The following is a 13,161-nucleotide window of genomic DNA, read 5'->3' as shown; positions in this document are numbered from 1 at the left end:
AGCAGACGTGGGTATCGGTGTCCTGACTTTTGCGACCGACGAGGGGATCGGCCCCGTCGAGCTGGGTAGAGCAGTTGAGGAGCGTGGGTTTGGGGCGCTGTTCCTTGCCGAGCACACGCACATTCCGGTAGACGCGAAGACTGCCTACCCGCTGGGCGGCCCGATCCCGCGCAAGTATTACCGGACTCTGGATCCGTTCGTGGCGTTGACCGCGGCGGCGGGGGCCACCGAGAATTTGGTCCTGGGCACCGGTATCGCCTTGATCCCCCAGCGCGACCCGATCCTGACGGCCAAGGAAGTGGTGTCGCTGGATCTGGTGTCACAGGGGCGTTTCCGCTTCGGCGTCGGCGTGGGCTGGCTACGCGAAGAGATCGCCAACCATGGTGTCGATCCCGCTGTTCGCGGACGCGTGGCTGACGAGCGGCTGCGCGCGATGATCGAGATCTGGACACAGGAAAAAGCGGAATTCCATGGTGATTTCGTGAATTTCGACCCGATCTACGGGTGGCCGAAACCGTTGACGAAGCCGCATCCGCCGCTTTACATCGGCGGCGGGCCGGCCGGTTTCAAGCGCATCGCCCGGTTGAAGGCGGGCTGGATCGCGATGGCTCCCTCACCGAACGCGCTTTCGGGTCAGCTCGAAGAATTGCGCGCGGTGGCCGGGCACGACGTGCCGCTGATCAACATGCATATGGGGGAATCGACAGCGAAAGCCGTTGAGGGCTACCGTGATATCGGTGTTGAGCACGTCCTGGTAGAGCTGGAGACCGAGCCCCGAGACGAGACGCTCCGACGCTTGGACCAGTTGCGGGCCGAATTCGCAGAGGTTATGTAAGGCTAAGTGCCGCAAAACGTTTGGTAGGTCCCAAAGTCTTCAGGGGCCGGGCTGGTGTAGCGCTCGAGGCCTGGCCGCTCGTCGTAGGGAGCGGTCACGGCGTCGAGGAGCTGCTCGACTGGACCGAGATCGCCCGTCGTCGCCGCGGCCAGTGCCTCTTCGACCAAGTGGTTTCGCGGAATGTAGATCGGGTTCGTGCGATCCATCAATTCGGCGTCGGGACCCAACCCGCGCCAGCCCGACATCCAGTCGTCGAAGCCGGCGAGGTCGATGAACACACCGCGCGCTGGCTCGGCGTCGCCCCGGGCCGCATGGCCGAGGTGGCGGAAGAACGAGGTGTAGTCGACGTGGCTTTCCTTGAGTAGCCGCAGCAACTGATCGGCCAGCGCCGTTACGGCCCCGGCCGCGACACTCGCTGGTAGGCCGAGTTTGGCGCGCATGCCAGACGCCCACGTGGCGTCGTATTCGGTTTGGAATTCCCCGAACGTCTCCTCGGCGAACGCGACTCCCTCCTCGATTTCGTCGGATAGCAACGGAAGCAACGCCTCTGCAAACCGGGCCAGATTCCACCCGGCGATGGCGGGCTGATTGCCGTACGCGTAGCGCCCCCAATGGTCGATCGAGCTGAAAACGGTGTCGGGGTCGTAGGCCTCCATGAAGGCGCACGGACCGTAATCGATCGTTTCGCCGGAGATCGTGGTGTTGTCGGTGTTCATCACGCCGTGGACGAATCCGGTCAGCATCCACCGAGCGATCAACGAGGCCTGGACACCGACCACCGATTCGAACAGCGCGCGATACGGGTTTTCGGCCTCTGCCGCGCCGGGGTAGTGGCGCGCGATCGCATGGTCGGCCAGGCGTCGCAGCAGGCCGGCGTCGCGGGTGAGGGCCGCGTATTGGAAGCTCCCGACCCGCAGGTGGCTGCTGGCGACGCGGACGAGCACGGCCCCCGGCAGCAGTGAGTCGCGCTGCACCGGCCGCCCGGTGGCGACCACGGCCAACGAGCGCGTCGTCGGGACACCGAGGGCGTGCATCGCTTCACTGACCACGTATTCGCGCAGCATCGGGCCGACCGCCGCGAGCCCGTCGCCACCACGGGCGAACGGTGTCGCCCCGGACCCTTTGAGGTGGATGTCGCGAACGCGGCCGCGCTCGTCGGCCAGCTCGCCCAGCAGCAGTGCGCGTCCGTCACCCAATCGCGGGACAAGGCCGCCGAATTGATGCCCGGCGTAGGCCTGCGCGACCGGGACCGCGCCGCTGGGCAGCAGATTGCCGGCGAGAAAGCGCAGCCCGTAGGGACCCCGCAGCCAGGCGGCGTCCAGACCGAGCCCGGTGGCCAGCGACTCGTTGAGCACAAGCAGCTGCGGGGCCGGAGTCGTCTCGGCCTGCCAGCGCACCCCCATCTCGGGCAGCTCGCGGGCGAAGCGGTCTTGCAGGGGGACGCTGATCTCCGAAGCAACACTCACCCCATCGAGACTACGAGCATCGACACACCCGGTCCTTTGGGTGCGGTGGCTACGCTGGCGGGATGAGCGCCAAAAGCCGTATTCGGGTCGGGCGTCTCTACGACGACATCGACCCCGACGACGGCCAGCGCGTCCTGGTTGATCGAATCTGGCCGCGGGGGATCCGTAAGGACGACCCACGAGTAGGCATCTGGTGCAAGGACGTTGCGCCGTCGAAGGAATTACGCGACTGGTACCACCATCAGCCGGAACGTTTCGACGAATTCGCGTCGCACTACCAAGCCGAACTGACCGGCAACACCGCGCTCGACGAGCTGCGCGAGCTGGCCAAACGAGAGGTCGTGACCCTGGTTACCGCCACCCGGGAAGTGGAGGCAAGCCATGCGGCGGTGTTGGCGAAGTTGCTCAAAGGCCGCTGAATCCACGCGTGAGACGATCGTGCGATGCAGATTGGATTGCACGCTCTGGGAATCGGCGCCGGTGCCGATCGGGCGGTGATCGATGCCGTCGCCTCCTCGGCCGACGAATGCGGTTTCGCCACCTTGTGGGCGGGTGAGCACGTTGTCATGGTTGATCGATCTGCCTCGCGCTACCCGTACTCCGATGACGGCACCATTGCCGTTCCGGTGCAGGCAGATTGGCTTGACCCGATGATCGCGCTGGCGTTCGCCGCGGCGGCATCGTCACGAATCACCGTGGCGACGGGCGTCTTGCTGCTGCCCGAGCACAACCCGGTGGTGGTGGCTAAGCAGGCGGCGAGCTTGGACCGGTTGAGTGGCGGGCGGCTGACGCTGGGCGTGGGCGTCGGGTGGTCCAGGGAGGAATTCGCTGCCCTTGGAGTGCCTTTCGAGCAGCGCGCGGCGCGCACCGCCGAGTACGTAGCGGCGATGCGCACGTTGTGGCGCGACGACATCGCCTCGTTCGGCGGGAAGTTCGTCGGCTTCGAGTCGATTCGGGTGAATCCCAAGCCTGTTCGCGATCATCGCATCCCGATTATGTTGGGCGGCAACAGTGATCCAGCGCTGCGTCGTGTGGCAAGCTGGGGCGACGGTTGGTACGGATTCAACCTCGACGATGTGGCCGCGGTGCGCGATTGCGTTGGCAGGCTGGACCGGTTTTGCGTCGAGTCGGGACGCGACCGTGCCGGGCTGCGGTTGGCAGTGGCACTTCGCAATCCGCGCGATAGCGACGTCGGCGCGTTAGCCGAATTGGGGGTCGACGAACTGGTCTTGGTGGCGACCCCGCCTGACCGTGTGGACGCGGCCGCCGGCTGGGTGGCCGCGCTCGCCGAACGGTGGATCAAGAACCGCAGGTAGGCCCCGGGGGGAGGGGGTAATCTCGCCGGAAGACATGAGTAACTCCGAAGCGATCCTGCCCCGCCAACTGACCGGCATCAGCGCCGAGATCCGAAAGATCGCGCCGCCGCCGATACCGCAACTGCCGGCGCCGTACGGCTTGCGTCTTGCCGATCCCGATGTCGATGCCGAGTTGATCTCTGACTGGATGCACCGACCCCATTTGGCCGAATCGTGGGAGTATCCCTGGCCACCGGAGCGCTGGCATCGTTATCTGCGTGCGCAACTCGACAGTGACTTCTCCCGCCCCTTCGTGGCCAGCCTGGACGGGGTAGACCACGGATACCTCGAACTCTACAGAGCAGCAAAGGATTCCATCGCGGCGAGATATGACTACGATCCCTACGATTTAGGGTTACACGTCGCAGTCGCCGATCTGGATTATCTGAGTCAGGGGCACGTCAGCTACTTGCTGCCGTACTTGTTGATCAGCATCTTCGAGCTTGAACCGGAGTGTCGCCGGATCATGTTTGATCCCGACCACCGCAACGTGTTGGCGCGCAAGTTCTGTGAGCGTGGTGGCTGCGTGTTTCTCGGCGAGCACGATATGTCCAACCGGCGGATGGCGCTGTACGTGCTGCCCCGGACGCCCGATGACGTGCCCCGGCCTCGCGAGAGCTGATCTGTCTCTGCGAAAGTGAACAGCCATGTGGGCTCGACTTGTGGTGGCGCCATGGTGGGTGCTGTGGCTGGTGAATGCGGCAACCTTCACCGTCACGCTCGGCGCGATTTGTGTGCTCGGATTCTCCGGCTTTGCCGCCTGCGGCTGGACGTGGCCACTGCTGTCGGTCCTGGGCTTCAGCGTGATCGCGACCGCGCTGATAACCCTTTCCCGGCGCCCGGTACAGCAGAGCTATGCGCGGACCGTGGCCGGATTGAGCCGGGCGCAACGCTCGCAAGCGGTCGGGGCGCTGCGGCGTGGTGAGGCCCCCTCCGATCCGGCGGTCTTGGCGGCCGCCATCCGCATCGGCAACCTCTCGATGGCGTACCGGCGGCGGGTGCCGCGGTGGCAGAAGAGGCTGGCTTGGTGCGTGCCGCTGCTGTGGGTGGTGGCCGGAGTGCTGGAATTCATCGGCAACAATGCGCGCGGCGCGCTGACCTGGAGCGCGCTGGCGCTGCTGGTGTCGGCTCGAATGGCCTGGGCATCGCAGCGAGCACGCCGATTGCCGCAACGCCTTGAGCTGCTGCGTTCGGCGGCCGCCTTGAGCCCGCCTGCACTGTCGGCGCTGGCTGATACCCAGGACTCCGCCGCGCCGCCGCCGAGCCGGCGTTTTCGTCTGGCCTTTGCGGCCGTGGTCGCCGTTGCAGTCGCCGGAGCAATCGTCGCGGTGTACCAGCAGGGACAGCCCAGCCGGGACTGTCGTACCGCCAACGCGGTCGTTGGCTTCATCCACGCCCACCCCGACATGCTCGATTCCACGCTGATCAACCCCGGCGGGCCCGGCCTGGACAAGTACCAGGACTGGTCGGATCAACTGATCGCCTACTCGCAGCAGGTGTCCGCGCCCGATCTCGCGCCGCACCTGCGCCGCATCGCCAAGATCTCCACAGAGGCACTCAAGCTGGTGACTGAGGCGCGACAAGACTCCTTTGCAACCCAGCCCGGCAGCGAAGTAGTCGCTCGGCAAGTCACCTACCACGCGATCATCGGCCAGCTGATCGACGACGACAAAGCCCTCATCCCGCCGTGCCACCCACACCGCTAAGCAGTTGTAGGCGAACAGGTTTAGCGTCAGTAGTCGAGCTGTGCCAGCGAGATGTCGCCGAGGCGTTGCGCGTCGTCCAGTGACAAAACGGCCGGCACCATTTCGCTGGTGACCAGCCCGTGGCTGCCGGTCAACTCGTCGACGATGTCGAAACTTCGCGCGATCGACTCTGGGGTGTCGACGATGATGGTTGTCACCGGAACCCGCCGCGCGACCTGAAACATCTTGTCCCCGTGCGGTTTATGGTCGCCGTGGAATCCCCAGATGCCACGCAATACCGTCGCCCCGCGGGCTGTTCCGGAGTGCAGCAGTCGCTGTACGAGTGCGCGGTGGATCGGCAGCGCCTCGTGCCGGGTGGTTTCGGCCGTGTACACCATCAGCTTTTGCCACAGGGTGCGTCCCTGGCTGTCCGTCATCGGTAGCTGCTGCGGGCGTGCGAACGTCTCGCCGTCGCGCTTGCACAATCGCACCCGTTCGACCGTCATCAGCGGGTCGGTCAGAATGTCGGCCAATTCCGTTGCGGCATCAGATGCCTGAGCAGTTGTTCCGATGCCGATGATCATCATCGGAACATTGACGTTGCGGCCGAAAAAGTGTGCCCGGTGGCGCTGTCCGTGTGCTGTGCCGTCGACGCCGAGAAGCACGATGGCGCCGGCGAATCCGTGTCGATACAGCAGGTCGCAGACCGCGTAGTGGGCCGCCTTCGCGCCGACGCGCTCTTGACGGCCGACATACACGGTCAGTTTTGTGGCATCTCCGTTGTGCGCCTCGAAGCCGCCGAGCGCGTCGGTGCCTCGTCGCCGGGTGAACAGCCGCGCCCGCTCCAGAGTCAGCAGCCCGCGGCCGGTCATCGCGGCCACATCGTCGACCAGGGAGCGGATCTTGGGCTCAATGTCGACCGCGGCGATCGCCACCGCGGGATCCTCGGACAAGCTCAACGACACGTCGGTGCGCAGCTCGTGGCTCGACCCGAAACTTGCGATACCGCGCAGCATCACGCTGGTCGCGACGTCGTTGGCGCCGAACACGTCGAACATCGCATCGGCCAGAAAGCGCCCACCGTCACCGACGGCGCGTTGGCGCTCACCGAAGTACGCGGTCAACTTCAAGCAGGGCTGGTTCATAGCTGCTCCGCCAGCCATTGTCCAAGTAATGCCGCGGCCACGCCGAGCACGACGCTGACCACGATGTTGGCGGTCGCCGCCCACCTCCGACGCTCCTCGCCGAGGCGTTGGGTCTCCAGCATCCAGGTGGAGAACGTGGTGTAGGCGCCGACGAACGCGGTGCCCGTCAGCATCGCTGCGTCCTTGCTCAATGCGAGGCCGCTGAGAAATCCGAGCGCCAAGGCGCCGGTGATGTTCACCGCCAGCGTGCCGACCGGAAATGGCCGTGCCACCCGGCGGGTGACCGTGCGATCCACCAGAAAACGCAGCACCGATCCGATGCCGCCAATGACAACGACACCGGTCCAGACCAACATGGTCGTCGCGGTCATGAGCGAACCCGTACCCGGCGGACCAAAGCGGTGGCCAGATGCACTGCCAACAATCCCAGCACGATGCTGACGACCGTGTAGGACACCGCCAGCATCCAGTGGCCGTGTTCAAGCATCTTCAGGGTTTCGACCTGCATCGTGGAGAAAGTGGTTAAGCCGCCACACAATCCGGTGCCCAGCACCGGCCGTCGATAGCTCGACAACGGCAGCCGCTCCAGCAGACGGGTGGTGAAATAGCCGACCAGGAACGCGCCGACGATGTTGACGGCAAATGTCGGCCATGGCCACGTCGCGGGGTCAGGGGCCGCAAGGGTGCTCAGGGCGGCGCGCGCCAGCGTGCCCAGCGCACCGCCGACGAAAACCGCGGCCAACTCGCGATAGTCGGGTTGTGCCACTGGTTTGTTCCCTTTCGTTTGGCAATGCGCTACGCAGCATAGAGCGACGTGAACGTCCGACGCGGGCACAATCTGTAGATATGGCCAACCCGCGAGCCGGTCAGCCGGCCCAGCCCGAAGACCTCGTCGATCTATCCCATTTAGTCACGGCGTATTACTCCATCCAACCCGACCCCGACGACGTTGCGCAGCAGGTGGCCTTCGGCACGTCGGGCCACCGCGGCTCGGCCCTGGTCGGTGCGTTCAACGAAGCCCATATCTTGGCGATCACCCAGGCGATCGTCGAGTACCGGGCCGCGCACGGCACGAGGGGTCCGTTGTTCATCGGCCGGGATACCCACGGTCTCTCCGAGCCGGCGTGGGTGAGCGCGCTGGAGGTGCTGGCCGCCAACGATGTGGTCGCCATGATCGACTCGGCCGACCGCTACACGCCGACTCCGGCAGTCAGCCACGCCATCCTCACCTATAACCGCGGCCGCACCGACGCGCTGGCCGACGGGATCGTCGTGACGCCGTCGCACAACCCGCCGGCCGACGGCGGCTTCAAGTACAACCCGCCCAACGGCGGCCCGGCCGATACCGACGCGACCAACGCAATCGCCAAGCGCGCCAACGAGATCCTGCGCGCCCGTGGTGCGGAGGTGAAGCGGGTCCCGCTGGCCCGCGCGCTGCAGACCGCCCAGCGCCACGACTACCTAAACGCCTACGTCGCCGATCTGCCGAACGTCGTCGACGTCGACGTGATCGGTAAGGCCGGGGTCCGGATCGGCGCCGACCCGCTGGGTGGGGCCAGCGTGGATTACTGGGCCGCGATCGCCGAACGGCACAGCCTGGAGCTGACCGTGGTCAATCCGCTGGTCGACGCGACCTGGCGGTTCATGGCGCTTGACCATGACGGCAAGATCCGGATGGACTGCAGCTCCCCGAATGCGATGGCCTCGCTGATCGCCAACCGCGATCACTACCAGATCGCCACCGGCAACGACGCGGACTCAGACCGCCACGGCATCGTCACTCCCGACGCGGGGCTGATGAATCCCAATCACTACCTGGCGGCGGCTATCGACTACCTCTATACGCATCGACCGTCCTGGCCGGCTGGCATCGCGGTCGGCAAGACCGCGGTCAGTTCGTCGATCATCGACCGGGTGGTCGCGGGCATCGACCGCAAACTCGTCGAGGTGCCCGTCGGGTTCAAGTGGTTCGTCGACGGCCTGATTGGCGGCACCATTGGCTTCGGCGGCGAGGAGTCGGCAGGCGCGTCGTTCCTGCGGCGCGACGGATCGGTGTGGACCACCGACAAGGACGGCATCATCCTGGCGCTGTTGGCTTCCGAGATCCTCGCCGTCACCGGCGCCACACCCTCGCAGCAATATCAGGCGCTGGCCGACAAGTACGGCACACCGTTCTACGCCCGGGTCGACGAACCCGCCGATCGCGAGCAGAAGGCCCGGCTGGCCAAGCTGTCGGCCGACCAGGTGACCGCGACGGTGTTGGCGGGGGAGCCGATCACGGCAAAGCTGACCGCCGCGCCGGGCAACGGCGCCGCACTGGGCGGATTGAAGGTGACGACCGCCAATGCATGGTTTGCTGCGCGGCCTTCCGGTACCGAGGACGTGTACAAGATCTACGCTGAATCCTTCAACGGGCCCGAGCATTTGGCCGAGGTGCAAGAAACCGCGCGCGAGGTAGTTAATAAAGTCATTGGGTGACTTGTTCCCTCCGTCTTGCCCGCCCGGGGGGGCGCGGGTTGTCTTCAGTTCGGTTGCCGCGCGAAGTTTGGATTCTGAGCTGGGCAAATATCATGATCGCGCTCGGCTACGGCGTCGTCTCACCGGCGCTACCGACCTTTGCGCGCACTTTCGGGGTCAGCATCAAGGCGGTGACCTTCTTGGTTACCGTCTTTTCATTGGCCCGATTGTGTTTCGCACCGGTAAGCGGGTTACTGGCCCAACGGTTGGGTGAGCGGCGTATCTATATCGGTGGTTTGCTGATCGTGGCGGTATCCACAGCCGCGTGCGCGTTTTCGCAGACTTACTGGCAATTGCTGCTTTTCCGTGCGCTCAGCGGCATCGGGTCGACAATGTTTTACGTTTCGGCGCTGGGTCTGATGATTCACATCAGCCCGCCCGACGCGCGTGGGCGAATCGCTGGCCTGTTCACCACCTCATTCATGGTGGGCGCGGTCGGTGGGCCAGCGGTCGGCGGCCTGGCGGCGGGGTGGGGCCTGACCGCCCCCTTTGTCGTGTACGGCGTCGCACTGCTCGGTGTGGCGGTGGTGCTGTTCTATAGCCTGCGGAATTCGGAGCTGGCCGCGTCCCCGCCCCCGACACGAGCGACGGTGACGATGCGCGAGGCGCTGCGGGTCCGCGCGTATCGATCGGCGCTGCTGTCCAATTTCGCGACGGGCTGGGCGGCATTTGGGCTGCGCGTCGCGCTGGTCCCGCTGTTCATCGCCGACATCATGCACGGGAGCGTCGGCGTCATCGGTTGGGTGCTCGCGGCGTTCGCGGGCGGGAATGCTCTGGCCGTCGTGCCCAGTGGCTACTTGTCTGACCGGATGGGACGGCGCACGTTGTTGATCGTCGGCCTGGCGGCGTCCGGGGTGGCGACCGCCTGGCTTGGCCTCGTGTCGACATTGCCGGCGTTTGTGGTCGCGGCGGTGGTGAGCGGTGCGGCGACCGGCGTCTTCATGTCACCGCTGCAGGCCGCGGTCGCCGACATCCTGGGCGGTGAGGCTCGCGCGGGCCTACCCGTAGCGGCGGTCCAGATGGTGACGGATCTGGGCGCGATCGTCGGGTCCATGGTGGTCGGCTGGGCTGCCGAGCAGCTCAGCTACACCTGGGGCTTCGCGATCAGCGGGGCCGTGCTGCTGATCGCCGCGGTCGGCTGGGTGGTGGCACCGGAGACCAGGACGATCATCGATCCGGCACCGGATCTCTTACCGTCTGAAGCGGACCTGGATGCCGTCTGAGCAGCAACTTTGAAGGACCGTTGCCGGTGGTGTAGCTTCGATGGGCACGACATCTTGGGGCTATGGCGCAGTTGGTAGCGCACCACACTGGCAGTGTGGGGGTCAGGGGTTCGAATCCCCTTAGCTCCACCAAGATCAATGGCATTTTGAGCGACCTCGTTTGAGGCTTCTGACGACAACGGCAGGCTCCTCGGCGACCGCGACTGAAAAGCGGGGTGGCGCAGGAATGCGGCAAATCACGGACTCGTAGCTGTCGCAAGCCGGCCGTCTCGCACAGCTGATGGAACATCCGATTGACGCTGCACGGTTCGACGTAGCTGCCGGTCGCGGTTGTCTGAGGCTACTTTCCCAAACGGGAAAGGCGTTGTGTCGCAACCATAGTCAGACGCGTCCATTAGACGGCACGACTTTAGTCGATGTCATTGCGCCTAATGGTCGATCACCGCGCGAGCCACTGCGGTCACTTGTGGAACGCACAGATATCCAAGGCGGTTAGGAGAGCGTTGCGGTGAAGTGGTAGCTGGTACCGACCGCGGATTGGCTCACTCGATCGCCGTAGGCGTCGGCCAGTGCGTGTAGCGCTCGCCAGCCCGTGCAGTGGCCGCAGATGATGTACCGAATATCAAAGGGTTCCAGGCCGTCGACTGTTTCGGGGATGATCCGTTCCATGACCCCACCAAGATGTAAACCGCCCATTACGGCGTGGATCGGGATATCGGGAAACAGGCGGCGCACTTCGGTGCACACATTGACGATGCCGGCGTGAGAGCAGGCACTAAAGACAATGAGGCCGAGATCGCGAACGTGGACAACCAGCATCCGCTCGTCTAGAAGCAACGGATCCGGTTGCCAGTCCGCGGATCCGCCGGCGGGTCGGCACACGTGATCATCACGGCCCTTCTCAAAGGCCGTAACCCGCGGGATCTCGCCGCTGTAGTACGCGTGCCCGTCGCCCAGCAAGCGAGCCTCGTCGTCGTTGACCACCGTCGCGCCGTGGCTTCGAAGCTCGTCTGGTGTGGGTACCATCTCGACCGGTATTACCGCGCCACGCGACAGTCGCACCGCGCGCTCGTTGAACATCTGGGAATTGACGTGCACGGTCACCGATCCCCGTTGTGCGACGATCGCATCGACGGCCGCTGTCAGCGCCCCCATGTGGTCCCAATGTCCGTGGGTGATCGCGATTTCCTCGACGGCTCCCAAATCGAGGTCCAGGGAGTCGCAATTCCGAAGGAACGCAGCGGGTTCGGTACCGGTGTCGAACAGAAACGCGTGCTCGGCGGCGGCTAACCGGGTACGGAGCAGTAGGCCATAGCCAAGGTTGGCCACAAGCAGCGAATGGCCTGAGATAATCCTGGCGCCGCCGTTGATGACGTTGTCAATTTCGGAGCGGGCGAACGGCGTCTTGCTCACATAGGTGTCGCTGACGTTGTCGCTGATGACATCGACCTGCAACGAATCCAACGCAACCAGTGCTTCAACGGCGAGGCTCACCTCTTCACCCACCCGCCTGACCCAGAGACGGCAACCAGAGAGCATGGCATCTGCACGATGGTACGCAGGCACCGTCAAGTCAGGAGGCTGCGATCACAGCGCGGCTCATCGCAGCGCGCAGGAAAACTTCCCCTGCCCACCGCGCCGAGAGTCTCGGTGGGCTCGCCGTCGATGACGACGGCTGGCCACTGATCAACACCGCCTTCACCGCCTTCGCCAGGCCGCCGGCGGCAACGCGACAACAGAGCCGACCGTGAATGCGACTCGGCGTCCGACACCACCGTCGTCACCGTCCGCGCCGGGGCTGGTCCACTCCACCTGAGCCGTACCGGACAGCTGAAGGCTGGCGCCGGTGACAAAGTCGACGAACAACAGGGCAGCCTCATCGTCGACCGCCAGGTTGCCGAAGCTGTTGAACATGTTGTTGCCCGGGTAATCTGGCCACCACAGCCGTGTGGGGGAGTCGACCCGGACAAATCCGGCCGGACCTCCGCGGTGCGACGCATCACTGCCCCGGGTGGGATGCGTCGTACCCAGGAAGAAGGTATCCGCGGCTTCGATCATCGCCCGATCATCGGCGATCAAAGATGTTGTGTGCCTTGATTGTTCCACGGGAGAGGTGTCCGCGGGCACGAAGATGTCGCGCCGGTGGATGTACTGCGGGCAGTTCCCGTATGCCTGGTCGACGCGCACCGTCATGCCCGCGTTGTTCCGATCGACGAGGCTGCCGTTGATGCGCATTCTACGTCGGGCAGCGAACTCGAGGGCGATCAACCCAATCTGTTGTCCGACGGGCATTCCATGCAGGGGATCGCCTTCGCGCGCAGCGGCCGCGATCTGCAACGTGTCGTTGCAGCCGCGCAGGAATCCCGGCTGTCCCGACAGGGGGGAAATCCACAGCACCCCGTCGCCGTCGCGTCCGGTCAACGCGGCAAACCGCTGCCTTGTCAAGAACTGGGTAGCACCTGCGGATAATTGGTTCGCGCCGAGCATGTTCTCCAGCCGTTTTGCGGCGGCTTCGACGCCGGCTCGGCGTTGGGTGGCTATCTCACCCTCGTGAAAACCCGTTACGGCCACAGGCTGAGCAACGCCGCCGGTGGTGCAAAACTTCCCGTTGCCTGACCCGTACCGTCGTCAGCGAAATCTTGCGTCCTGGTACGCGTTGCTCGCGTGCTTCAGCTTCGCAACGCTGCCCGGCCTGCGGCACGGTGACAACAGCTCGAGGACCGCGTCAGCCATATCGCGGGCCTTCGACACCACCGGGTCGATGTTGTGTGGCTCCTTCGAGAAGCGCAGCGCCGCGGCTCTCAACTCGGCCTTCTCTTCGTCGGTGGGTGCGTGGTGGCCGAGCCAGTGGTCGCCAAGAAACCAAAAGACCCGCACCGCCAGGTCGTCGGCGTGCTCGAGTTGACTCATATTTCAGAATTCGAAGCTGTGCACC

14 protein-coding genes and 1 tRNA gene are annotated in these 13,161 nt (G+C 65.0%); 8 read left to right on the top strand and 7 right to left on the bottom strand.

The genetic code is table 11. The annotated features are described in order from the left end of the window. Positions 1-7: 7 nt before the first annotated feature. Positions 8-835, top strand: a complete 828-nt coding sequence (locus DB708_RS04680) for an LLM class F420-dependent oxidoreductase (protein WP_108920784.1) — start codon at positions 8-10, stop codon at positions 833-835. A 2-nt stretch (positions 836-837) separates the two neighbouring features. Here DB708_RS04680 and DB708_RS04675 read toward each other — a convergent pair whose 3' ends face one another. Continuing rightward, positions 838-2,238, bottom strand: a complete 1,401-nt coding sequence (locus DB708_RS04675) for a protein adenylyltransferase SelO (protein WP_409347556.1) — start codon at positions 2,236-2,238, stop codon at positions 838-840. Positions 2,239-2,363: 125 nt separating this feature from the next. Between DB708_RS04675 and DB708_RS04670 the strand changes: the two genes are divergently transcribed. From DB708_RS04670 to DB708_RS04655, 4 genes are read left to right on the top strand one after another with little or no spacing between them, the layout of a single operon-like run. After that, entirely contained in the window at positions 2,364-2,720 is a 357-nt protein-coding gene (locus DB708_RS04670; RefSeq protein ID WP_108920782.1) for a DUF488 domain-containing protein, read from the top strand. Positions 2,721-2,744: 24 nt separating this feature from the next. Continuing rightward, on the top strand, positions 2,745-3,617 hold the full coding sequence (locus DB708_RS04665) for an LLM class F420-dependent oxidoreductase (RefSeq protein ID WP_108920781.1): 873 nt from the start codon (positions 2,745-2,747) through the stop codon (positions 3,615-3,617). Between the two features lie 34 nt (positions 3,618-3,651). Beyond that, positions 3,652-4,278 (top strand): GNAT family N-acetyltransferase, encoded by a 627-nt coding sequence (locus DB708_RS04660; RefSeq protein ID WP_108920780.1) that lies wholly within the window; start codon positions 3,652-3,654, stop codon positions 4,276-4,278. A gap of 25 nt (positions 4,279-4,303) precedes the next feature. Continuing rightward, positions 4,304-5,362 carry a hypothetical protein gene (locus DB708_RS04655; RefSeq protein ID WP_133250976.1) on the top strand — a complete coding sequence of 353 codons (1,059 nt, stop codon included), beginning with the start codon at positions 4,304-4,306 and terminating at the stop codon, positions 5,360-5,362. A 26-nt stretch (positions 5,363-5,388) separates the two neighbouring features. Here DB708_RS04655 and DB708_RS04650 read toward each other — a convergent pair whose 3' ends face one another. Genes DB708_RS04650 through crcB (DB708_RS04640) form a run of 3 tightly spaced genes read right to left on the bottom strand, consistent with a single transcriptional unit; the run spans position 5,389 to position 7,252 of the window. Continuing rightward, positions 5,389-6,486: a DUF190 domain-containing protein gene (locus DB708_RS04650; RefSeq protein ID WP_108920778.1), complete on the bottom strand. Its 1,098-nt coding sequence runs from the start codon at positions 6,484-6,486 to the stop codon at positions 5,389-5,391. Then, complete coding sequence (gene crcB, locus DB708_RS04645; RefSeq protein ID WP_108920777.1) at positions 6,483-6,857, bottom strand: fluoride efflux transporter CrcB; 375 nt, start codon at positions 6,855-6,857, stop codon at positions 6,483-6,485. Before crcB (DB708_RS04645) ends, DB708_RS04650 begins: the two co-directional genes overlap by 4 nt. Continuing rightward, entirely contained in the window at positions 6,854-7,252 is a 399-nt protein-coding gene (gene crcB / locus DB708_RS04640) for a fluoride efflux transporter CrcB (protein WP_108920776.1), read from the bottom strand. Before crcB (DB708_RS04640) ends, crcB (DB708_RS04645) begins: the two co-directional genes overlap by 4 nt. 80 nt (positions 7,253-7,332) lie before the next feature. Here crcB (DB708_RS04640) and pgm point away from each other — a divergent pair, with 80 nt between their 5' ends. The 3 genes from pgm (at position 7,333) to DB708_RS04625 (ending at position 10,358) form a co-directional block, all read left to right on the top strand. Beyond that, on the top strand, positions 7,333-8,964 hold the full coding sequence (gene pgm, locus DB708_RS04635) for a phosphoglucomutase (alpha-D-glucose-1,6-bisphosphate-dependent) (protein WP_108920775.1): 1,632 nt from the start codon (positions 7,333-7,335) through the stop codon (positions 8,962-8,964). Between the two features lie 92 nt (positions 8,965-9,056). Further along, entirely contained in the window at positions 9,057-10,226 is a 1,170-nt protein-coding gene (locus tag DB708_RS04630; RefSeq protein WP_108920774.1) for an MFS transporter, read from the top strand. Between the two features lie 56 nt (positions 10,227-10,282). Then, positions 10,283-10,358, top strand: a tRNA-Ala gene (locus DB708_RS04625). 360 nt (positions 10,359-10,718) lie between these two features. Here DB708_RS04625 and DB708_RS04620 read toward each other — a convergent pair. The 3 genes from DB708_RS04620 to DB708_RS04610 form a co-directional block, all read right to left on the bottom strand. Continuing rightward, the gene (locus DB708_RS04620) at positions 10,719-11,720 is read right to left on the bottom strand and encodes an MBL fold metallo-hydrolase (RefSeq protein ID WP_165839731.1); all 1,002 of its coding nucleotides are present in this window, start codon (positions 11,718-11,720) and stop codon (positions 10,719-10,721) included. 204 nt (positions 11,721-11,924) lie between these two features. Next, complete coding sequence (locus tag DB708_RS04615) at positions 11,925-12,797, bottom strand: pyridoxamine 5'-phosphate oxidase family protein (RefSeq protein ID WP_108920772.1); 873 nt, start codon at positions 12,795-12,797, stop codon at positions 11,925-11,927. Between the two features lie 57 nt (positions 12,798-12,854). After that, on the bottom strand, positions 12,855-13,136 hold the full coding sequence (locus tag DB708_RS04610) for a hypothetical protein (RefSeq protein WP_108920771.1): 282 nt from the start codon (positions 13,134-13,136) through the stop codon (positions 12,855-12,857). Positions 13,137-13,161 lie beyond the last annotated feature (25 nt).

Source organism: Mycobacterium montefiorense, from assembly GCF_003112775.1.
Lineage (GTDB): Bacteria > Actinomycetota > Actinomycetes > Mycobacteriales > Mycobacteriaceae > Mycobacterium > Mycobacterium montefiorense.
Note: the sequence above shows the minus strand (reverse complement) of the source record. Positions and strands in the feature narration are given on the sequence as shown.

What these genes read in the sequence shown, in the direction of transcription:
- crcB (WP_108920777.1), bottom strand. Translation starts at nt 6,857, where the DNA reads ATGACCGCGACGACCATGTTGGTCTGGACCGGTGTCGTTGTCATTGGC.
- DB708_RS04665 (WP_108920781.1), top strand. Translation starts at nt 2,745, where the DNA reads ATGCAGATTGGATTGCACGCTCTGGGAATCGGCGCCGGTGCCGATCGG.
- DB708_RS04610 (WP_108920771.1), bottom strand. Translation starts at nt 13,136, where the DNA reads ATGAGTCAACTCGAGCACGCCGACGACCTGGCGGTGCGGGTCTTTTGG.
- DB708_RS04630 (WP_108920774.1), top strand. Translation starts at nt 9,057, where the DNA reads ATGATCGCGCTCGGCTACGGCGTCGTCTCACCGGCGCTACCGACCTTT.
- DB708_RS04650 (WP_108920778.1), bottom strand. Translation starts at nt 6,486, where the DNA reads ATGAACCAGCCCTGCTTGAAGTTGACCGCGTACTTCGGTGAGCGCCAA.
- pgm (WP_108920775.1), top strand. Translation starts at nt 7,333, where the DNA reads ATGGCCAACCCGCGAGCCGGTCAGCCGGCCCAGCCCGAAGACCTCGTC.
- DB708_RS04675 (WP_409347556.1), bottom strand. Translation starts at nt 2,238, where the DNA reads ATGGGGGTGCGCTGGCAGGCCGAGACGACTCCGGCCCCGCAGCTGCTT.
- DB708_RS04655 (WP_133250976.1), top strand. Translation starts at nt 4,304, where the DNA reads ATGTGGGCTCGACTTGTGGTGGCGCCATGGTGGGTGCTGTGGCTGGTG.
- DB708_RS04670 (WP_108920782.1), top strand. Translation starts at nt 2,364, where the DNA reads ATGAGCGCCAAAAGCCGTATTCGGGTCGGGCGTCTCTACGACGACATC.
- DB708_RS04660 (WP_108920780.1), top strand. Translation starts at nt 3,652, where the DNA reads ATGAGTAACTCCGAAGCGATCCTGCCCCGCCAACTGACCGGCATCAGC.